This window comes from Anaerolineales bacterium, from assembly GCA_025808555.1.
Classification (GTDB): Bacteria; Chloroflexota; Anaerolineae; order Anaerolineales; family UBA11579; genus JAMCZK01.
In genome coordinates this window covers 1,253,217-1,274,367 of the sequence record CP075526.1, presented here as the reverse complement: position 1 = coordinate 1,274,367, position 21,151 = coordinate 1,253,217, and the positions used below count along the sequence as shown (strand labels likewise).

The following is a 21,151-nucleotide window of genomic DNA, read 5'->3' as shown; positions in this document are numbered from 1 at the left end:
AGGAAAGAAATTATGGCTCTTCGAGGTTCTTCCGGCGGCCGCAATAAATCCGGCCGCTCCAGCTCCGGCGCTCGTTCCACCAGTGGCGGCGGCAGCCGCAGCGGGCGTGGCACCAGCTCCTCCGGCGGCGGTTCACGCAGCACCGGGCTGCCCAGCCGTGGCTCCGCCGGCGCCGCTCGCCGCAGCTCTGGCAGCAACGCCCCCACCAAGACCGGCCTGTCCGGCGCGCGTGGCGGCGTCTCTCGCCGTGGTCTCTCCGGCGGTACCGCCGGTGTGCAGCAGACCCCTGGCTACAGCAACAACAGCGGCCGCCGCTTCCCGTGGGTCCTTGTGATCCTGGGTATTTTATTCCTGTGCTGCATCGTCACCTTCCTGGCCGCCTGGTTCATGGGCGACAGCGCGATGGAGATCCTGCGCCAGCTGCAATAACCAACATCGTATAAATAAAAAAACGCCGGCAGCTGCCGGCGTTTTTTTATTTGTCAAAGCGTTGCCTGAAGTGCGCTTGCAGCGCGGCTAGCCCTTGCAGGGCTAGCCGCCGCTCCTCAGTTGTGCACTCCAGCGCTTCGAACTCGTCTTCGTCAAGAACCACCTGACGCCCGTCAGGGTAGACCAGCAGATCCAGCGCAAAATCCCGGAAGATGATCTGCGCCGGCGTGATCACTGCCGGCGCAGAGATATTGCAGTACCAGCCTTTGAGATGACCATCATCCTTGTCGCGCACCTCAAAGATGTTGTACCAACGATCATCGTAGTAGCTTTCCAGAAAATGGTCGCCTTTGCTCAGCGAAATATCCACCATCTGGCCGCTCTCCGCGTTGAAGAGCGCCTCGACCACAGCTTCGTGATCGGTATAGCTAATCAACTGGCCGTTCCATTCGTACATCAACTGGCCAGCCGGGTTTTGTTTCAATACCTTGATATCAGTCATTGCGGAAAATGCGCAGCGCTTCGGCCGGGTCAAAGCTCAGATCGATCGCTTCGCCGACGGCAGGCAGTTTTGCACTGGATGGCAATTCTAGTGCAAGCGTAGCATCTTGCACCGCCACTTCCGCCAGCCACTGGCTGCCGCGGAACTGCTTACGCTGCAGGGTGCCATGCAGAGCGTACGAGCCATCCGCGCCCAGGCGTAGGCTGTCGGGCCGCAGCAGAAGCGTGGCTTCGCCCGGCGGCTGATCGCCAACCGGCACCGCTCCGAACGGCGTGTGCGCCAGCCCGTCTTGGATGCGGGCTGGGAAGAGATTTTGCATACCCAGGAAGCGCGCCACGAACTCAGTTGCGGGCTGGCGATACAGCTCCTCGGGCTTGCCAAGTTGTGCCAGTTGGCCTGCATTCAAAATCGCCACTCGGTCGGCGATGGCATAGGCCTCCTCCTGGTCATGGGTGATGTACAAGCTGGTTAGGCCCTCACCGCGCAGGATCTCGGCCAGTTGCGCCAGCAGGCGCGTGCGCAAGGCGCGGTCCAGCGAGCCGAGCGGCTCGTCCAGCATCAGCAGGTGCGGCGCGGGCGCCAGCGCCCGCGCTAGCGCCACGCGCTGCTGCTCGCCGCCGGAGAGGCTGGTGACATCGCGGCGCTCAAAGCCATCGAGGCCGACAAGATGTAATACCTGGCCAACGCGGTCAGTGATCTTCTCGACAGAGTGCCCGGCCATTTGCAAACCAAAGGCCACATTACCGAACACATCCCGATGGGGGAAGAGCGCATAATCCTGGAACATAAGCCCAAAGCCGCGGCGGTGCGGCGGTGTGTGGGTGACATCCACGCCGTCCCACAGCACCTGGCCGCTGTCTGGTGTTTCCAAGCCAGCGACGATGGATAGCAACGTGGACTTGCCGCTGCCGCTGGGACCAAGCAAAGCCAACACCTCGCCCTGCTCTACGCGCAGGTCGATCCCCGCCAAGATGGGCTTGTTGTCATACCGCTTGGTGATGTTGCGCAGTTCCAGCACTAGAACTCTCCCACGTCTGCAATGCGCAGCCGCTCGATCAGCAGCATACCGCCGCCAGTGAAGACCATCAACAAAGTGCTGAGCGCCATGGCCTGGCCGTAGGTCAATGCGCCGGGCTGGGCCAACAGACGGTAAATGAGCACCGGCATGGTGGGATATTCCGGCCGGGCGATGAGTGCGGTGGCGCCAAATTCGCCGACGGAGATGGCGAAGGCGAACAGCGCGGCCGCCAAAATAGCGCGACCGACCAGCGGCACATCGATGGTGCGCAACACCTGCGCGGGCGCGGCGCCCAGCACGGCAGCAGCCTGGCGCAGCCGTGGGCGGATGCTGCGCAGAGCTGGCACCAGGCTGCGTACCACGAAGGGCAGCGCCACTAGCGTATGCGCCAGCGGGACTAACAAAGGCGAAGCGCGCAGATCCAGCGGTGGCGTATCCAACGCCACGATGAAGCCAAGCCCCAGTGTGAGCGCCGAGGTGCCGAGCGGCAGCATCAGCAGCGGGTCAAGCAAACGAACAAGGCGACTACGAGCAGCGGCTTCGTTCGCCAGCAGCCAGGAAGCAGGCAGGCCGATAAACAAGGCCAGCGCGACTGTGGCGCCCGCATATACGAGCGAAGTCTGCACGGCGCGCAGCGGTGGGGCAAAGAAGATGTTGTTGCGCGGGTCATCGCCCAGGGCGCGGTAATAGTCCAGCGTAAAACCTGGCGCAGCGGCCTCCTGGCGGCGGTCCGTCTCCAGCCGTGTGACCGAGCGGGCGGCCAGCCCGCCCAGCGGCGCAACGAAGAAGAGCGCCAACGCCGCTAAGAACACAGCGCTGAGCCAGCGGGCAGGCTGCGCTTTCAGCGAACGCAGGCGCGGGGCGCGCTGCTCGACGGGGCGCGAGACCCGTGCCGAGAGGCGTGTATATACGATCGTAAGCGCCAGCGTGCACAGCAACTGCAGGATCGCCAGCAGGGCGGCGGTGGGCAAGTTGAATAGCGCCACGGTCTGGTAATAGATCTCGGTCTCCAGGGTGGCAAAACGCGGGCCGCCGAGCACCAGAATGACGCCAAAGGATGTGAAGTTAAAGATGAACACCAGCAGCGCGGCCGCGGCCAACGCTGGGGCCAGCATAGGCAGAGTGACGCGGGTGAAGACGCGCCAGCCATTGGCCCCCAGCGTGCTGGCCGCCTGTTCAATGCGCGGGCTGAGGCGCGACCAGAAATCACCGACCATGCGTAGCACGATGGTGGTGTTGTAAAACACATGCGCCACAAGAATGGCAGTGAAGGTATTGATTAACTCAAGCGGCTGCTGACCCATGGCAACCAAGGCCTGGTTGAACCAGCCGCGCGGCCCCAACACCGCGTTGAAGGCTGCAGCGACCACCAAAGTAGGCAGCACAAAAGGTACGCCGCTTATGGCGCGTAGCAAGCGCTTGCCAGGGAAGTCATAGCGAGCCAAAAGGTAGGCCGCCGGCAGGCCCAATGCCAGAGTTAACACTGTAGACAGCAAGGCTTGCCACAGGGTAAACCCCAATACGCGATGGATGGCGCTGTCATTCAGCAACTGCAGCAAGGCTGGCTGCCAGCCTTGCTGAAAGCTGAGCGCGAAGATACTGCCCAGCGGGTAAAGATAGAAAACCGCTAAAAAGACCAGCGGCGGCAGCCAAAGCCAATGAGCCAGTCTGTGCACAGCTATTCAGCCTGCCAACGCGTGGCGGTCTGGGGGAAGTTGGCCTCTTTCCAGGCGAAGGCTTGTTGCAGCTTGAATCGATAGATATTCCCCAGGCCAAGGAAGGGGAAGCCGTATTTAGCTTTGTAGAGCTTATCCAAGTCGGCCAGCAGTTTTGTCTCGCCCTCTGGCGAGACAATTTCCATCTCGCCTTCCAGGACGATGACGTCGTCACCGCTTTCAAGGTGGACTACCGCGGCGGCGTTGGCAGCCAGGTTGCGCGCTTTGCGCGAGTCCCATCCAGAGCTGAAGAAGAAACTATCCGCATGCCACAGACCCCATACCGGAGCGGCATGCGGACGGCCATCTTCACGCACGGTGTTGACCCAGTAGTTGCGCGCGGCCAACATCTGATCAGATACAAAAGACCACGGCAACAGCCCGCCTTTGGCAGCGGGCTGGATGCCATAGCCAGGCATGTGGGGACGGCTGGCTTTCATAGGTCTCCTTTACTGGCGTAACACCACCTGGGTCCAGGCATTGATCCATTGCTCGCGGTTGGCGGCAATATCTGCCGGGCTGACCACTGAGGTTTCGTCGGGCACTTGCAGATAGTTTACAAATTCCGGCTGCAGTTGGGCGTTCTCATTGACAGGGAAAACGAACATTTGCATCGGCATGTCCTCCTGAAAAGTGGTGGAAAGCATAAAGTCCACCCAGGCTTCAGCCAACTGGCGGTTCTGGGTACCACGCAGGATGCCCACAAATTCGATCTGGCGGAAGCAGGCACCATCCGCCACTACGGCGGCGGTGGGCGGTTCGTCCATGGGCTCTTCGGCAAATACCAGTTCAACCGGCGGGCTGGAGGCATAGGAAACGATGATGGGGCGCGGCCCGCCCCACTGGCTGAACTCAGAGTAGTAAGCCGTCTCCCAGTCGTTGACAACCTTCACGCCATTGTCCACCAGGCCCTGCCAGTAATCCAAATAGCCATCCTGACCAAAGTGACCGATGGTGGCCAGCAAGAAGGCCAGTCCGGGCGAGGAAGTGGCTGGATTTTGCACGGCCAGCAGATCTTTGTACTCCGGCTTCAGCAAGTCTTCCAGGTTGGCGGGCGGCGCAATGCCGGCCTCTGCAAAGTAGGCTTTCTCATAGTTCAGGCACACGTCACCAAAATCCACGGGCAGGGCGCGGTGCTCTGGGTCGAGTTCAAAGTAGTCGGGAATCTCGGCCAGCAGCGGCGACTCGTAGGGTTCAAAGATATTGCCATCCAAAGCGCGGCTGAGGAAAGTGTTGTCCACGCCGTAGAAGACATCTGCCAGAGGTTGATCGCCCGCCAATACAGCGGCATTGGTAGCGGAACCGGTGTCGCCCATCTTGAGGAAAGTTACGGTGACATCGTGCTCATCCTGGAAGGCGGCGACGACTTCTTCCGAGACGGCGAAGGAGTCATGCGTCATTACAGTAAGGGTGCGCGGGTCTTGCGGCGCGGCTGCGCTGCACGCAGCCAGCAGCAGGGCCAGAGTGGCGAATACAAGTTTCTTAGCCATTATTACTCCTTAGTCATAGTCGGCGGGCGTGAGCACGCACAGCAGCAGCCCACCTTCAAGTGTGATGTGTGCATCGCCAGCGGCCACTACATTGCTGACGCCACGGCTGCTGCCGAACGGGATCCGCTCGGCGTTCAGGGGATATTCCAGCCCGTGCGTGGTTACGCCCAGCGCATCGCCCGCCAGAGGGATCAACGAAACGCGACTACCCAACGGCGCATCCAGCTGCACATGGCGGCGAACAGGGAATAGGCGCTGAGGGCCGTGCAGGAAGGTGATGGGCAGATCAGTAAAGCGCGCATCCGCGGCCAGCAACAGGTTAGCCAGGCTGTGATCCCAACGACGGCCCAAGCCGCCGATGACGGTAACGGCATTGGCGCCAGCCTCCTGCGCATACAGCAACGCCAACTCAAAGTCAGTCTCATTTTTGCGGGCCGGGTGGGCGAGCAGTTGCACGCCATGGGCTTTGAGGTCCGTCTGGAGCGCAGGCTCCAGCGAATCCAGATCGCCAACCAACAGGTGCGGATATACCCCTAGCGTACGGCAGTGGCGCGAGCCGCCATCCGCTGCGATCAGCAAGTCAGCAGCAGGCAAGCCACTGGCGGGCAACTCCAATTCACCGTTGGCAAAGATCAGTGCGTGCAAAACAAAAACCTCCTGCGTGATGCCGGAGGTTGGGTACTGCATCTGCGCATTTCCTCCGCCGGCATGATCCGGATCAGGTGTACGGGTCGCAGACCTGGGTCTGCCTCTCAGCCAACGCGAGCGCAGTTTGGCGTCAGCCAAACGTGTTCGCAAGCTCCCCGAGCGTTAAGTTGTTACTTCTAGTATATCGTGTTTGCCTAGTTCAGCGGCTTACCGTTTTTGTAATTTGCGGCGTAATAATCGCACAGATCTTTTACGGGGCAAGCAGGGCAATTGGGTTTGCGCGCCATGCAGATCTCGCGCCCCAGACGAATGATGTTCAAGTGGGCAGCATAGTACGTATCTGGGGGGAAGAGTGATTCCAGATATGGATGTGCTTTCTCTACGTTCATGCCGGCCGGGCGCAGGCCCAGGCGGCCTGAGACGCGATAGACGTGCGTATCCACGGGGAAGGCGGGAATATCCAGCGAGAATTGCAAGACAATCGCGGCGGTCTTGGGGCCAACGCCGTTGAACTGGGTCAGCCAGTTGCGAGCATCATCGGCCGTATAGTCTTTCAAGAAATCCAGTGAGAGCTCACCGCGCTCTTTGGTGATGGCCTGTAGCACGGTTTTGATGCGCGGCCCTTTTTGATTGGCCAGCCCGGCTGGGCGAATGGCGGCAATGATGGACTTAGCGGGTGCGTCACGCACCTCTTCCCAGGTGGCGAATTTGTCCTTGAGCGCAAAGAAGGCGACATCTCTGTTGACGTCATTGGTGTTCTGCGAAAGGATGGTTGAGACCAGCTCGTCCAGGGCGGGCAGCGGAGTGCGCCACTCCGGCTCTCCGAAGAAATCAAGGAGACGCTCATGGATAGCCACAGCGCGGCGCGCCAGAGCCTTCATGCACGCTCCAGCGTGAAGACCGGTTCAGCCATGCCAACGGTGATGCCGCTCCAATTGGTGACGGGGCGCTGCGGACCGTAACTGCTGAGAGCGGATAATTGCTCAAGGCTTAGGACGCCGAGCTGGCGCAACACTTCCAGCGCTACGGCATGGTTAGCCCACTTGCGCGCATCCCCATCGGCGATCTTGAGGGCAATGCCAGCCGCGGGCGCGCCGGGGCCGAGCACACCAGGCGCCAGGCCGATGGCCTGAAAGCCATCGGCGCCGACCTTGGTGACCATTTGGCCTGCAGTCACTTGCATGAGGCTGGTGTCAAACCGATCCGGGCCGCCGACCATATCGGGATGGGCGCGCATGGCGTCAGCGATCTGCACACAGGCCTCGGCACGCTCTGCAGACAAGCCGCTGGGGTCAGCCAGGCGGGCATAGGCCAATGCGGTGTTGTACAGCGGCGCGGCCCAGTTGGGCGCCGAGCAGCCGTCAATGCCAATGGCAATCTCGCTGATCTGCATACCGGCCATCTCAGCAAACAGGCCGAGAATTTCCTGCTGCAACGGGTGCTCAAGTTCCACATAGCTATCCGCGTCCCAGCCGCGCATGCGCGCATAGGCCAGCATGCCGGTGTGCTTGCCTGAGCAGTTATGCCGCTCAGGGGTGGCGCGCTTGCCATCTCGTTGCAAACGCTCGGCGGTGGGGGCGTGATACGGCGGGTGTGTACCGCATTGCAATTGCGCCTCGGCAACGCCGGTCTTTTTCATCAGCCCATGCAGGACGGCCACATGCTCATCTGTGCCGGAGTGGGACGCACACATCAGCGCCAGCTCCTGTGGAGTGATGCCATAATGGCTCAAACCGCCCGCCAGCACAAAAGGCATGACTTGGAACGGCTTGGCTGCTGAACGGAGGAAGGCTTTTAGATATGGATCGCCGCACGAGGCGATCAGGTCCCCATTGAGGCTGACAACGGCAATGGCGCCATAGTGCAGCGATTCCTGCTGACCCCCGCGGCTAAGGCTAAAGACTGGGCGAAAGCCAGGTTCACCCATCAGCTATTTGCGTTTGGCGTTGGCCAGCATACGGGTCGCGTACTCTTGCATGCCGTAACGTAAGCGTTGGATGTAGAGTGGGCGCAGTTTTGAGCTGGGCTTGTAGCGATCAGCATATTTCGCGGCCAGCTTTTCAATTTCAGCGGATGCATTTTTGCTGCGGCTGATGCCGCGCAACTTTCCGTGCATGTCTTTCAAAAGGTTGTGCATTTGTTTGGCGTCACGCGCTTCAGCTTTGCCACCCCGCCCGGCAATGATCGTATAGTCTTTGTACTGGCGCGATTGCAATTCTTCTAGCTGTTCCATCCACTGGGGGATATCTGCCTGGCCAATAAAGGGCGGCTGATCGATCGTGAGGACATCCCCTATGAATAGCACGCCCTCGTTGGGAGCCAGCAGCCAACACGCATCCGGGCCTGGCCCGGGCCGGGGTTGGATATGCAGCTGGGTGTCGTCAAAGTGCATCTGCGCCGTGTGTGAGAAAGTGATGCGCGGCAGAATCCAGCGCAGGCCGGTGAGCCCCGGCGTGCTCTCCCACTCGGCGCCGCTTTCCTGGCGAACGGTCTTGAAGACCGCGGCGCGGCGGCGGAACTGGCGAGCGATCTCTTCGTGGGCCAGCACGTCCGCCTGCAGGGTCTGGGCGCCCAGCGTGCGATCAGGGTGAGCGTCGAGCTGCACCAGGCTCATGTACGGGCTGGCGCCGGCATCCTTGAGGGTCGCCAGCCAGGCGCGGCCGTCTTCGGGCTTGAGCGGCGCGTCGACCAACACGGTATGCCCAGAGAACAAAAAGGCGCCGACGGACACGCCGGCGTAGTTGCTTTCAAAGTAGATATTGCGCTTGATCTTGCGCATTACTTCAGTTCACCCGTGCGTGCGATGGGTAAAGTGAAGATAAAGCGCGAGCCCTTGCTAAGTTCACTTTCCACCCATATTTTGCCGCCGTGCCCCTCAACCGCTAACTTGCAATAAGCCAAGCCTAAACCTAGTCCCTTGGTGTTGCCGGTGGCGCCTATCTGCACGCGGGCAAATTTCTCAAAGATACGATCCTGATCGGCTTTGGGAATGCCACGGCCCTGGTCTTGCACATACAGTTCAATAAAATCCCCGCTGCGTTTGGCGCCAACGGTGATCTTTTGTCCCTGCTCGGAATACTTCAGAGCGTTCTCGACAAGGTTGATCAGCACACGACGGATCATTTCGGCGTCAGCCATCACGCGCGGCAGGCCCTTGACCACGGCGGGATCAAGCACAATTTCCTTGGCCTGGGCGCCGGGCGAAGTCGCCTCCAGAGCGGCCTGCACAATATCGGCCACGGCATTCGGCTCAGGGTTGCCGATGCGCTGGCCGGCTTCCATGCGCGAGGTGTCGAGCAGGGAGTTGGCCAGGCGCTGCACACGTTCCGTGGAGCGCATGGCAATGTCGAGCACTGAACGTATCGTCGGGTCCTGGTCAGACGGGAGCATCATCTGCAAAACATCCAGGCCGGAGACCACATTCGCCAATGGCGAGCGCAGGTCATGATAGATCATGGAGGCCAGGTCTTCGCGCAGTTGGTCCAGGCGTTTGCGCTCGGCAATATCGCGCAAGATCCACTGCAGTTGCTCCACACCTTCCACAATGATCGAATGAATGAATACTTCGACCGCAATTTGGGTATTGCCCTGGCCTTGCAATACCGACTCATAGGACACTGTGCGGCCATCTTTGAGATTTGCCATTTCTTTCCCCAGGGCCTTGTAATCCGCCTGGTGGAAATGATGCACATTCATGCTGTGCAGGCTTTCTTCGTCAAAGCCTATCCACAGTTCGGCCTGGCGATTGGCCTCGAGGATATTCCCTTGCAGATCAGTCACGAACAGGGCGTCAATGCTGTCTTCAAACAGCTCGCGGTAGCGCGCGCGAGCCGATTCCATCCGCGCAAACAGTTGAGCGTGCTCGATAGCCGTGCCGGCCAGCGTGCCGATGCCTTCGAGCACCGGCAGATCCGCCGCATCGAACACGCCGCCGCTGGGATTGAGCGCCTCGATGACGCCGATGACGTGCCCGCGGGCGCGGATCGGCGCACAGGCTACAGCCTGGGTGTTGTATCCGGTAAGCTCATCCACGGCGGCGTAAAAACGCGGGTCGGCCTGTGCATCTGGCACCACTACGCCTTCGCCCTGTTGGGCGACCCAGCCGGCAATGCCCTGGCCCAGCTGAATTTGCATGCCGAGCACCTGCTTGCTACGCTTGCCGGTGGCGGCGCGGAAGGCGAGCGTTTTGCCTGGCGCATCCAGCAGCGCCAGAGAAACTGCCTCAACATCCAATGCCTCAGTTGTTTGCTCAAGAATGGTCTGCAATACCTGGTCGAGCTGCAAGCTGGCGTTGATGGCGGAGGCGCTTTGCGCAATGGCGGTCATGATGCCGGCGTTGCGCTGGCTCTCGGCATACAGGCGCGCATTCAGTACCGCAAAGGCAGCCTGCTCACCAATGATCTTTACAAGGCTCAGATGATCTTCGGTGTAGAAGCCGGGTTCAGGGTTGGTGAGGGTCAGCACGCCCACCAGGCGCTCACGCGCCAGCAGCGGCGCGGCGACCACAGACTTGGGGCTGGCAGGCTTGCCGCTGGGGGCGGCCTGCCAGCGCGCATCTGCGCTTGTGTCTGCCACCAGCGCCGCCTGGCGGTTCTTGCGCACCCAGCCAGCCAGGCCGTCTTGCAGCGTGAACTTGAGTTGCTCGGTGGTCTCTTGAATTACTTTGTCTTTGACAATAATGATGGAATCGAGCGGCAAGCCATTGTCATCCAACACGATGATTGTGCCGCTGCTGCCGCCCACATTCTGCAGGCAAAGCTTGATGACCCGCTCCAATACCAGGCGCAGGTCTAAGGCGGAGGCCAGCTCACGGCTGACATGCACCAATAAATCTAACGAGGATTGCGGGTTGGCGCCGCGTACGGCGTCACCCTCAGAGGCTGCGGTGATAGCGGCCATTGGCTCACACGAGGAGCGGCAACCCAACCTCGTTGCCGCGACAGATTAAGTCAGTATAGCATAGCGGCATAAGCCGCTTAGGAAGGCAGTGAGGGCAATTCCAGCAACAGAACTTCCAGCGCCAGGCGGGCATTTACATTGGTTTCAAGCTGGGTAATCGCCTTTTCCACCGCCTGCAAGGCATTGGCAGCGTCAGCAAAGCCAATTTTCTGGCCCAAAGAGCTGATCTCGGCAGCGCGATCGGTGTTTGCCAGGGGTATTGAAGCCCCCGAAGCACTCACCAGCACATCCCGCCAGTAGGAGAGCCACACCAAAAGCATATTTCTGAGCTCAGGCCGGTCTTTGCTGGCCTTGTCTGCAAACGCAAAGCGCTGGACGCGGTTGGCAGGCAGCAGACGCTGCAACCCATCCAGCCAGGCCGAACGGCTCTCCAAAAGCGAAGGAACCTGCTGCATGCGGATCGCCAAGCCCGGCAAACCCTGGCTCACGGAGGCCAGTAGGTTGGCCTGCCGAGCATCTACGCCCAGGCTGGTTTGCAAAGTAGGCGCCAATTTCGCCGAAGGCAGCGGCCGCAGGCGCAGCACTTCACAGCGCGAGACGACCGTAGCAGGGATGCTGTCTGCATCCAGCGCGGTCAGGCACAGGATGACCGATGGGTTGGGCTCCTCCAGCGTCTTGAGCAAGGCATTGGCAGCCTCCTCGCTGGCATGGTGAAAGTTCAAGATCAGCGCCACCTGGAAACGTGCTTCCAGCGGAGTGCGCGAAAGCGAGCGGGTCAGCCCACGCAGCGCATCGATCTTGATCTCGCGGTCGCCCTCCTGGCGTTCGACCAACAGCAGATCCGGGTGCTGGCCGCGGCCAAAGCCGCGGCAGGCACGGCATTCGCCGCATAGCTCGCCTGGCGCCGGCGGCTGCGTGCAGTTGACCGCCTGCGCCAGGCGCAGGGCTAGGCTGCGGCGGCCAACGCCCAGCGGGCCGGTGAAAAGGTATGCGTGGCCCAGACGGCCATCTGCGATCTGGCGGCGTAGCAGGCTAACCGCCCATTCGTGGCCCAACATGCCCCAGTTGGTGTTTAAAGCAATGGGTGCTTCCATTGGAAGCACCCATTTTACTCCTGGCTGATTAAGGGTTGAGCTTAGCGCTTGCTCTTAGCTTTCGCCTTGCTCTTTGTTTTTGTCTTGGCTTTGGCCTTTGCCTTGGGCTTAGCTTTCGCTTTGGCCTTTGGTTTGGCTTTCGCTTTGGCCTTGCTCTTCGGCGCAACCTTGGCTTTGGTTTTCGCCTTGGCTTTAGCCTTGGTCTTTACTTTGGACTTTGGCGCAGCTTTCACCTTGGTCTTTGCTTTTGTCTTGGCTTTGGCCTTTGCCTTGGGCTTAGCTTTCGCCTTAGCCTTTGGTTTCGCTTTCGTCTTGGCTTTCGCCTTAGCCTCTGGCTTGGGTGCGGCCGCTGCGATCAGGGCAGAGGGCGCCTCCACAACCGGGAGCGTGGGCGTGATTGGCTCGGGCTCGGGCTCAGGTTCCGCTTCCGGCTCTGGTTCGGCTTCCGGCTCAGGTGCGGGTTCAGGCTCGCTGCTCATCCAGTCTGATGAATCGCTGGAACTTGCGTCGTACCCCATATCGTCCGCCTCAGCGGCTGCTCCCATTTCAGCAGGTTCGTCTGCCCGCAGGAAGACTTCGTCTCCGGCGCGCACCGCATCGCTGACCAGAATGGCAACATCATCCCCAGGGTGGGCCTCCTCCACGTTGTTGTGCTCGATCTGCATGGAGCTGACCAACTCGACAAGGTTTGTGCTGGAGCCCACAATATGGATCTCATCACCCACCTTCAGCGGGGCGCTGAGGCTGAGCACAGCCGCGCTGGGGCCGCCAAAAAAATGCGTGACCACACCAATTTTCTTCTCGTTGTCCATTTATTTCTCCTCCAAGACTGCTGGAATGATGAAATTACTATACATCATGTGAAGGGGGCTTTCAACGCCAAGAATCGCTACAGTACAATCACGCTATGGTAGACCTTGCTGCGGGGCTCAACCCGCAACAGCAACAAGCCTTACACGCCGGCCTGGGGCCGGTTTTGGTGCTGGCAGGCCCTGGTTCGGGCAAAACTCGTGTGCTGACCCACCGCATTGCCCACCTGATCAGCGAATTGGGCGTAAACCCCTATAACATCCTCGCGGTTACTTTCACAAACAAAGCCGCCAAAGAGATGAATTCCCGTGTAGAGGCCCTGCTGGGTGGCCGCCCGCGCGGCCTCACCCTGGGCACGTTCCATTCCACCTGCGCCCGCCTGCTGCGCCAGGAGGCCGACAACCTACCGGTCAACAAGAACTTCGTGATCTACGATTCGGATGACCAGGTGGCGCTGGTGCGCCAGGCGCTGAAGGACCTGAACATTGATGAAAAGATGCACCGCGCCGGCGGCGTGCACGCCAGCATTTCAGCCGCCAAGAACGAGCTGGCTCTGCCGGAAGATATGCCGATCAATAGCTACCGCGACGAGGTGGTGGCGCGCGTCTATCAGCGCTACCAGCAGGCCTTGATGGCCAATAACGCGGTGGATTTTGACGACCTGCTGCTGTGGTCAGCCCGGCTGCTGGAAGACAACCCCGAGGTGCGCAAACGCTATGCCACGCGCTACGAGCACATTCTGGTGGACGAGTTTCAGGACACCAACCAAGCCCAATACAGCCTGCTCAAGCATCTGGCTTCCTTGCACCGCAATATCTATGTGGTCGGGGATACCGACCAATCCATTTACCGCTGGCGCGGCGCGGATTATCGCAACGTACTGCGCTTCGAGGAAGATTACCCGGACGCGCAGGTAATTCTGCTGGAGCAGAATTACCGCTCCACCCAGCGCATCCTGGATGCTGCCATGGCGGTGATCGACCGCAACCCGCACCGCACGCGCAAGCATCTGTTCACTGACCGCGGCCACGGCAGCAAAGTGGTCTACCAGCAAACGCTAAACGAAGAAGAGACCGGCAAATTTGTGGTGGATTGCATTGCTTCAACCATCGCCGAGCGCGGAGCGCGCCCAGGCGACTTTGCCGTGATGTATCGCACCAACGCCCAATCCCGCCTGATCGAAGAAGCTTTCTTGCGCGCTAACCTGCCCTACAAGCTCGTGGGTGCACAGCGCTTTTATGGCCGCCGCGAGATCAAGGATGTGCTGAGCTATCTGCGCCTGGTCTTCAATCCGAACGATGAGATCAGCCTGGGCCGCGTGATCAATGTGCCCACCCGCCGCATTGGCATCAAGAGCCAGGCGGTCCTGCGCACCATTGCGCTGCAAAACAAAACCACGCCGGGCGCGCTGCTGATGCATATGGGCGCCAACCCAGAAGACCCGCTGTTTGCGCCCATCTCCACGCCCACTGCCCAGTCCATGGCCAAATTCGGCCAGCTGCTGGCACGCTGGCATGAGATGGCGCAAGCCGGCGCCGAGCCCATGCAAATGATGGATCGCATCCTCAACGATGTGGACTATCACGGATACCTGATGGCGGATGGCTCTGACGACGAGGCGCAAGACCGCTGGGACAACGTGCAGGAGCTGCGCCGCCTGGCCGCCGAGTACGCCGGCAAGACTTTGCCGGAGTTCCTAGAGAACATCGCCCTGGTGTCTGACCAGGACACCATTGATGAATCTGGCGAAGTGCCCACACTGCTGACGCTGCACGCTGCCAAAGGCCTGGAGTTCCCCACGGTATTCATCACCGGCTTGAACGATGGCACGCTGCCGCACCAACGCGCTCTGGATGACCCCGAAGAAATGGAAGAAGAGCGCCGCCTATTCTATGTAGGCATTACGCGCGCCAAAGACCAACTGGTGCTCGTGCACAACATGTACAAGAGCAGCTATGGCTATGCCGAGGGCACGCTGCCGTCGCGCTTTTTGGATGACCTGCCTGACGAGTTGATCGAGGGCGGCAACCAAAGCCGCCTGGAGCACCCCAATCGCCCTGACCGCTGGGAAAGCCCACGCCAACGCAGCGCGCCCATCTTGCAAACGCAGTTCAAGCCAGGCATGAATGTGCTGCACCCCACCTGGGGCGAAGGCATGGTGCTCAACAGCCGCATTCAGGATGATGATGAGATGGTGGACATTTTCTTTCAGGATGTTGGGCTCAAGAAGGTCATGGCGGCCTTCGCCAACCTGCAACCTCTACCCAAAGGCAAGTAACGATGAATATTTTCATAAGCGGCGGTGCGGGCTACATTGGCTCAGTAGTTGCAGCCGAGCTACTGTCTGCCGGGCATCAGGTCACCGTGTACGACTCGCTGGTCACAGGTCACCGCCAGGCGGTGCCAGCTGGCGCAGCATTTGTGCAAGCCGACTTGGCTGACGAAGCCGCGCTGCGCAGGGCACTCAATGACAGCAAGTTCGAGGCCGTGCTGCATTTTGCCGGTTTTATCGAAGCTGGCGAAAGCATGAAGGACCCCGGCAAGTATTTCGAGAACAATGTAACCAACTCATTCAAGCTGATCGAAGCCGCGCAGCAAGCAGGAGTGCAGCGCTTTGTGTTCTCATCCACTGCTGCGGTGTACCGCAGCAGTGATGAGCCGCTCAGCGAAGAGTCGCCACTTGGCCCTGAGAACACCTACGGCGAAACCAAGCTGATGGTAGAGCAAGCCCTGGACTGGTATCGCAGAGCGCATGGCCTGCGCTTTGCGGCACTGCGCTATTTCAACGCCTCAGGCGCAGCCCCTGACCGCGGCGAGGGCCATCAACCCGAGAGCCATCTCATCCCTCTGGTGCTGCAGGTGGCCCAGGGCCAGCGCGAGAGCATCGCGGTCTATGGCGATGATTACGACACGCCGGACGGCACGTGCATCCGTGATTACATTCACCTCGCTGATCTGGCATCCGCCCACATGTTGGCCCTGGATGCGCTGGCAGAGCGCGACCGCCTGATCTACAACCTGGGCAGTGGGCGCGGCTATTCGGTGCTCGAAGTCATTGAGGCGGCCCGCAAAGCCACCGGGCACCCGATCCCGGCCGTGCACAGCCCGCGCCGCCCGGGCGACGCCGCCCGCCTGGTGGCCTCGCCGGCGCTGATCCAGCGCGAGCTGGGCTGGCAGACTGTACACTCCAGCCTGGAGAACATCATGAGCAGCGCCTGGGCCTGGCACCAAAGCCACCCGCGCGGCTACAACCCCGCATGAAGATCTACTTCGCTTGTTCCATCATGGGCGGCCGACAGGATGAGACCGCCTACCGTCACATCGTGCAGGCCATGCTGGACGATGGGCACGAGGTGCCCACCGCCGGCAATGCCGGCATCGTGGGCACAGGCCATACCGGTCTGGAGCCGGACATGGACCCGGTGGCGGTCTACAGCCGTGATACTGGCTGGATCGATGAGAGCGATACGCTGATCGCCGAGGTCAGCACACCCTCCCACGGCGTTGGCTACGAGATCGGCTATGCCCTGGAGCACCAAAGGCCAGTGTTGTGTATTTTTCGCAAGGGGGTACGCGTCTCCAAGATGATCACGGGCAACACGATGCCGGGTCTGCAGGTGGCCGAATACGCCAACGAGCGCGAAGCCATCGAGGTCGTACGCAACTTCCTTGCAAATCTAAGTTAACTTTTTGCCAGCGGCAGCACGACGGTAAAAATGCTGCCTTCGCCCAGTTTCGAATCCACCCAAATACGGCCGCGGTGATTTTCCACGATGGTCTTGACGATCGCCAGACCCAAACCGGTGCCGGGGATGCTGGGTAGCGCATTGGTGGCGCGGTAGAAGCGGTCAAAGATCTTGGTCTGCTCGTCGAGCGGGATACCCGGACCGCTATCGGCCACATGCAAAATGAGTTGCTTCTGTTCATGGCGCAACATGATGCGCACTTCGCCGCCAGCCGGCGTGTACTTGATAGCATTGCCGATCAGGTTGGCCGCCACCTGGCCCAGTTGGGTATGACTGCCCAGCACGGCTGGCAGATCATCTGCGGGGGCAATTCGTAGAGACAGCTTTTTATCTTCGATCTGTGCCTGGAACGCGTCGATCGTCTTCTCAACAATCGCGCGCATATCTACCGGGGCAAGCTCATCGATCAAGCCTACTTCCACCCGGCCAAGGTCAAGCAGATCGTCGATCAATTCAGTGGTTGTATGCACGCTGGTCTTGACACGGCGGATGAATTCGGCCTGCTGGGGGTTGACCGGCCCGGCGCGCTCGATAAGTTCCACGTAGCCCAGGATGGCAGTGAGCGGTGAGCGTAGGTCATGCGAAACCGTATTGACAAAGTCCTTACGCAAATGGTCCAGCTCGATCAAGTTGGTAATGTCGTGCAGGCTGATCACCGTGCCCAGATCCTGGATGACCGACAAACGCGCGTTGTAGGTGCGGCCAGACGGGTTCTTGATCTCAGCACGGGCTTCAGCCGTGGCTGGCTTCTGCAGCAAGTCCTGCAGCTCCTTATTCGGCAGCACATCCTGCAGGCGGCGGCCGGCCGGATCTTTGCTACCCAGCGCAAATGCCTTGCGGAAGGCGCGGTTGACCATCAGCACTTTGTGCTCGCCGTCAACCAGAATGACACCATCATTGACCTGCTGCAAGATGCTCTCAAGCTCGGCCAGGCGGCGCGCCAAGGGGCCGGTGATGCGCCCGGTCTCCCGGCGCAACCAGCCCTCCCAGCGGTGCTTGTGCTCCAGGCCGCGGCTGGCTGCCTCCAACAGCGCTTCAGGCTCAACTGGCAGGGTCAGATACTCCACAAAGCCCAGCTGGACCCCGCGCAATAACTGCTCTTGCGAGGCCTGATTTGCCAGGAAGATGATGGGCAAAGTGGGTTGATCGGTCTTGAGGTTCTGGGCTAACTGGAAAGAATCAATGTCTGCAAAATCCCCCAGGAACAACAGGTCCAGTTTGCCAGCGCCCAGCCGACGGCGCAATTCGGCGCCACTGTGCACCAGGGTAACAGTGTAGCCGGCTGGCTGCAGCACTCCCTCAGCCAGCTGCTTGCATTCGGTCTTGTCTGGCAAAGCCAGCAACACTTGCTTAGCCACAGGCACGGAATAATAGCATGGCTGGCTTTCTAACAATGCTCTTATTGACTCTGTTTAACGGGGTCATAGAATTACAGAAGCGAACCCGAGCTGTTATGGATTACAAAGACTACTATCAGGTGCTTGGGGTAGGCCGGGATGCCAGCGCGGAAGATATCAAAAAAGCCTATCGTAAACTGGCGCTCAAATACCACCCAGACCGAAACCCGGGCGATAAGACCGCCGAAGACAAGTTCAAAGAGGTCAATGAGGCCCACCAGGTGCTCAGTGATCCGGAAAAACGCGCCCACTATGACCGCCTGGGCAGCGCCTATACGCAATGGGAGCGCGGCGGCCAGCCAAGCGGTTTTGACTGGGGCCAATGGAGCCGCAGCAATGGCAGCGGGCGCGTAGAATATGCTGACCCTGCCGATGTGTTCGGCGGGCGCATGGGTAACTTCTCTGACTTTTTTGAGCAGATCTTTGGCGGCGGCTTTGGCCAGACAGCTACACGCCAAGGCGCCCGCACCCGTACTGCCCCGGCCTACGAGCAACACATCACCATCAGTCTGGAAGAAGCTTTCCGCGGCGGAAGCCGTCTGCTCAGCCTGAATGGCAAACGCCTTGAGGTCAAGATCCCGGCGGGTGCCCAAACCGGCACCAAGATCCGCATGGCCGGCGCCGCCAACGGCAGCGATCTGTACCTGATCGTGGACGTGAGCGCCGACCCGCGCTTTACGCGTGAGGGCGACGACCTACGCACCGAAGTGCCGGTGGATTTGGCAACGGCCGCGGCTGGCGGCGAAGTACGTGTGCCCACTCTGGAGGGTGAAGTCGTGCTGACTGTGCCCGCCGGCACGCAGCCCGGCCAATCCTTCCGTCTCAAAGGCAAAGGGATGCCGAAGCTCAAACAACCCAGCACGCGCGGCGACTTGTACGCCCAGGCGCGCATACGCGTCCCTAAGATCACCAACCCTGAAGATAAAGAGCTTCTAACGAAACTTTCGCAGAACAACTAACTCACAAGAGGATCTATGAAGACACAGCGTAATCGTTCGTTCATTGCAGTCATCAGCGTGCTGGTGCTGGCAGCCATGGCCTGCGGCACGATCCAGTTGCCGGATGCCAGTGAGGCATTGCAGGATTTTGGCAACCAAGTGCAGGAGCAGGTGGAGAACCTGCAACTGCCGCAACTGCAAAACAATCCCGAAGTGCAAGTGTCCAGCGACATGCTTTCGCAGCAGGAGGCACTGATCTCGCTGTATGACGCGGTGAGCCCAGGTGTGGTGTCCATTGCGACGGTGTCGGGGCAAGGCGGCGCCCAGGGCTCCGGCTTCGTGTTTGACATGCAAGGCCACATCGTCACCAACTTTCACGTTGTGGAAGGCGCCCAATATATTGAGGTCACCTTCCCCTCTGGCTTCCAGGCCGTGGGCGAAGTGATCGGTGAGGATCGTGACTCGGATCTGGCTGTGCTCAGCATTGATGCCCCAGCCGAGGAATTGTTCCCCGTGCAACTGGGCGACTCGGATGCGTTGCAGGTGGGCCAGTATGTAGTTGCGATTGGCAACCCGTTCGGCCTGAGCGGTAGCATGAGCCTGGGCGTGGTTTCAAGCAAGGGTCGCACCCTTGAGTCCATGAACCTTGCGCCCAACTCTAACCAGTTCTTCAGTGCCGGCGACATCATCCAGACCGATGCAGCCATTAACCCCGGCAACTCCGGCGGCCCGCTGCTGAACCTGTTTGGCGAAGTGGTGGGTGTGAACCGCGCCATTCGCTCGTTCAGCTTCAACGAAACAGGCGATGCGCTCAACTCCGGGATCGGCTTTGCCATCTCGGCCAACATCGTCAAGCGTGTGGTGCCTAGCTTGATCGAGTTCGGTACCTATGAGTATCCATATCTTGGCCTGAGCAGCAGCTCCAACTTGAGTTTGGCCGCTGCGCAACAGCTGGGCCTCAAGAACAACAACGGCGCCCTTGTGGCGAGTGTAGTAGAAGGCGGTCCATCGGACCAGGCGGGCTTGCAAGAAGGCGACATGATCATCGCCATCAACGGGCGCGTGGTCAAGAATTTTGACCAACTGATCTCGTATCTGTTCGGCAATACCAGCCCGGGTGATGTGGTGATGCTGGACATCATTCGCGAAGGCCAGACGATGCAAATCGAGCTGACCCTGGGCGCACGCCCGGTAACAACGCCATAGGAACATGAGAATGACCCAAAAACGGCCCTTACGGGCCGTTTTTGGGTGTAGGCTATAAGTGCTCTCTGTTTCGCCAAGGGCTTAAAAATGAGGCGCCAGCAGACCACAAGGATCCTTTGTTTGGCTGCCGCACTGGCGGGTGCGGGCCTCGCCTGCAGTATAACGGTGGACTGGGGCAACGACTCCGTGGCAAGTTCCACCGGCACCCCACACACATTCCCAGATACTACACAACCTGTTATGCCAGGCATCGTGCTTTCGAGCGACCTGGCCAGCCAGCAAGAAGCGCTGGTCTCTTTATATGAGACCGCCAGCCAGGGCGTAGTGTCGTTGGATATAGACTCGCCGATAGGTCTGCGGCACGGCGCGGGCTTTGTGATCGACAAGGCCGGGCATATTGTGACCAACCAGCATGTGGTTGACCGGGCACGCGGGATCGAGGTTGTTTTCCACAACGGCGAGCGCGCCGCAGCCGTGGTGCTGGGTATTGATGTGGATTCGGACTTGGCGGTCATCAAGGTGGACGTGCCACCTGAGCAGCTGGTGCCCCTGGTGTTTGGAGACTCGGAGCAAGTCAAGGTGGGCCAATTGGTTGTCGCCATCGGCAACCCGTTCGGGCTGGAGGGCAGTATGTCCACCGGGGTGGTATCCAATGTGGCGCGCACCTTGCCGGGGCTTAATTCCACTCAGCTGAATGAGGAGAACATCTTCGCCGTAGGCGACTTGATCCAGACCGATGCAGCCATCAACCCCGGCAACTCCGGCGGGCCGCTGCTGAATCTGAACGGCGAAGTGATCGGCGTCAACCGTGCCATCCGCACTCTCTACTACAACCAGGACAATCAAGCGCTGAGCTCTGGCGTGGGCTTTGCCATCTCTGCCAATGTTGTGCAACGGATTGTGCCATCGCTGATCGAGAAAGGCTTGTATGAGTATCCCTTTATAGGGATGACCAGCCTGACCGACCTGAGCCTGGCGATCGCTGAAGAAGCCGGCCTGCAGCATACGCGCGGGGCCTATGTGCGCCAGGTGCTGAGCGGTGGCCCGGCTGATCAAGCCGGCCTGATCGAGGGCGACTTGATCACCCAGATCAATGGGAAAGACCTCAACTCTTCCACCGAACTGGCGGCTTACCTGTTGAGCCACAGCAGCCCAGGGGACGTAGTAAAGCTAATAGTGCTGCGGGCCGACCAACAACTAGAGCTCGAATTGACGCTTGGTTCTCGCCCGATGTCCTCGCCTTAGGAAGAATTGCAAGA

The 21,151-nt window shown here is 60.1% G+C and carries 20 protein-coding genes and 1 riboswitch; of the genes, 7 read left to right on the top strand and 13 right to left on the bottom strand.

Annotated elements, in window-relative coordinates; translation table 11 throughout:
* The first annotated feature begins 12 nt into the window (after positions 1-12).
* Positions 13-429: a hypothetical protein gene (locus tag KIT08_06610; protein UYN88770.1), complete on the top strand. Its 417-nt coding sequence runs from the start codon at positions 13-15 to the stop codon at positions 427-429.
* 46 nt (positions 430-475) lie between these two features.
* Here KIT08_06610 and KIT08_06605 read toward each other — a convergent pair whose 3' ends face one another.
* The 12 genes from KIT08_06605 to KIT08_06550 form a co-directional block, all read right to left on the bottom strand.
* Positions 476-931, bottom strand: coding sequence for a DUF402 domain-containing protein (locus KIT08_06605; protein UYN88769.1), 456 nt, complete (start codon positions 929-931; stop codon positions 476-478).
* On the bottom strand, positions 924-1,949 hold the full coding sequence (locus tag KIT08_06600; GenBank protein ID UYN88768.1) for an ABC transporter ATP-binding protein: 1,026 nt from the start codon (positions 1,947-1,949) through the stop codon (positions 924-926). The genes KIT08_06605 and KIT08_06600 overlap by 8 nt, the downstream gene beginning before the upstream one ends.
* The gene (locus KIT08_06595) at positions 1,949-3,625 is read right to left on the bottom strand and encodes an iron ABC transporter permease (protein UYN88767.1); all 1,677 of its coding nucleotides are present in this window, start codon (positions 3,623-3,625) and stop codon (positions 1,949-1,951) included. Before KIT08_06595 ends, KIT08_06600 begins: the two co-directional genes overlap by 1 nt.
* A gap of 2 nt (positions 3,626-3,627) precedes the next feature.
* On the bottom strand, positions 3,628-4,104 hold the full coding sequence (locus KIT08_06590) for a pyridoxamine 5'-phosphate oxidase family protein (protein UYN88766.1): 477 nt from the start codon (positions 4,102-4,104) through the stop codon (positions 3,628-3,630).
* Between the two features lie 9 nt (positions 4,105-4,113).
* Positions 4,114-5,154, bottom strand: a complete 1,041-nt coding sequence (locus KIT08_06585) for a thiamine ABC transporter substrate-binding protein (GenBank protein UYN88765.1) — start codon at positions 5,152-5,154, stop codon at positions 4,114-4,116.
* A gap of 9 nt (positions 5,155-5,163) precedes the next feature.
* Positions 5,164-5,841, bottom strand: coding sequence for a thiamine diphosphokinase (locus tag KIT08_06580; GenBank protein UYN88764.1), 678 nt, complete (start codon positions 5,839-5,841; stop codon positions 5,164-5,166).
* Positions 5,832-5,970, bottom strand: a riboswitch (TPP riboswitch). It overlaps the preceding gene by 10 nt.
* A gap of 26 nt (positions 5,971-5,996) precedes the next feature.
* The gene (locus KIT08_06575; GenBank protein ID UYN90792.1) at positions 5,997-6,683 is read right to left on the bottom strand and encodes an endonuclease III; all 687 of its coding nucleotides are present in this window, start codon (positions 6,681-6,683) and stop codon (positions 5,997-5,999) included.
* On the bottom strand, positions 6,680-7,729 hold the full coding sequence (locus tag KIT08_06570) for an asparaginase (GenBank protein UYN88763.1): 1,050 nt from the start codon (positions 7,727-7,729) through the stop codon (positions 6,680-6,682). The genes KIT08_06575 and KIT08_06570 overlap by 4 nt, the downstream gene beginning before the upstream one ends.
* 3 nt (positions 7,730-7,732) lie before the next feature.
* The gene (locus tag KIT08_06565; protein UYN88762.1) at positions 7,733-8,581 is read right to left on the bottom strand and encodes an MBL fold metallo-hydrolase; all 849 of its coding nucleotides are present in this window, start codon (positions 8,579-8,581) and stop codon (positions 7,733-7,735) included.
* On the bottom strand, positions 8,581-10,701 hold the full coding sequence (locus KIT08_06560; protein UYN88761.1) for a GAF domain-containing protein: 2,121 nt from the start codon (positions 10,699-10,701) through the stop codon (positions 8,581-8,583). The genes KIT08_06565 and KIT08_06560 overlap by 1 nt, the downstream gene beginning before the upstream one ends.
* Before the next feature lie 77 nt (positions 10,702-10,778).
* Positions 10,779-11,795, bottom strand: a complete 1,017-nt coding sequence (locus tag KIT08_06555; GenBank protein UYN88760.1) for a hypothetical protein — start codon at positions 11,793-11,795, stop codon at positions 10,779-10,781.
* 41 nt (positions 11,796-11,836) lie between these two features.
* Positions 11,837-12,607, bottom strand: a complete 771-nt coding sequence (locus KIT08_06550) for a hypothetical protein (GenBank protein UYN88759.1) — start codon at positions 12,605-12,607, stop codon at positions 11,837-11,839.
* 95 nt (positions 12,608-12,702) lie between these two features.
* On the opposite strand from KIT08_06550, the gene KIT08_06545 reads away from it, so the two are divergent.
* Genes KIT08_06545 through KIT08_06535 form a run of 3 tightly spaced genes read left to right on the top strand, consistent with a single transcriptional unit; the run spans position 12,703 to position 16,291 of the window.
* Positions 12,703-14,883, top strand: a complete 2,181-nt coding sequence (locus KIT08_06545) for a UvrD-helicase domain-containing protein (protein UYN88758.1) — start codon at positions 12,703-12,705, stop codon at positions 14,881-14,883.
* A gap of 2 nt (positions 14,884-14,885) precedes the next feature.
* A complete protein-coding gene (gene galE / locus KIT08_06540) occupies positions 14,886-15,866 on the top strand; it encodes a UDP-glucose 4-epimerase GalE (GenBank protein UYN88757.1) in 981 nt (326 codons plus the stop codon).
* Positions 15,863-16,291 carry a nucleoside 2-deoxyribosyltransferase gene (locus KIT08_06535; protein ID UYN88756.1) on the top strand — a complete coding sequence of 143 codons (429 nt, stop codon included), beginning with the start codon at positions 15,863-15,865 and terminating at the stop codon, positions 16,289-16,291. The genes galE and KIT08_06535 overlap by 4 nt, the downstream gene beginning before the upstream one ends.
* Here KIT08_06535 and KIT08_06530 read toward each other — a convergent pair.
* A complete protein-coding gene (locus KIT08_06530) occupies positions 16,288-17,709 on the bottom strand; it encodes a response regulator (GenBank protein ID UYN88755.1) in 1,422 nt (473 codons plus the stop codon). The two genes, KIT08_06535 and KIT08_06530, sit on opposite strands and share 4 nt — an antisense overlap.
* 95 nt (positions 17,710-17,804) lie before the next feature.
* On the opposite strand from KIT08_06530, the gene KIT08_06525 reads away from it, so the two are divergent.
* From KIT08_06525 to KIT08_06515, 3 genes are all read left to right on the top strand, one after another.
* Entirely contained in the window at positions 17,805-18,707 is a 903-nt protein-coding gene (locus KIT08_06525) for a J domain-containing protein (GenBank protein ID UYN88754.1), read from the top strand.
* A gap of 15 nt (positions 18,708-18,722) precedes the next feature.
* Complete coding sequence (locus tag KIT08_06520) at positions 18,723-19,892, top strand: trypsin-like peptidase domain-containing protein (GenBank protein ID UYN88753.1); 1,170 nt, start codon at positions 18,723-18,725, stop codon at positions 19,890-19,892.
* 240 nt (positions 19,893-20,132) lie between these two features.
* Complete coding sequence (locus KIT08_06515; protein UYN88752.1) at positions 20,133-21,137, top strand: trypsin-like peptidase domain-containing protein; 1,005 nt, start codon at positions 20,133-20,135, stop codon at positions 21,135-21,137.
* The last annotated feature ends 14 nt before the right edge of the window (positions 21,138-21,151 follow it).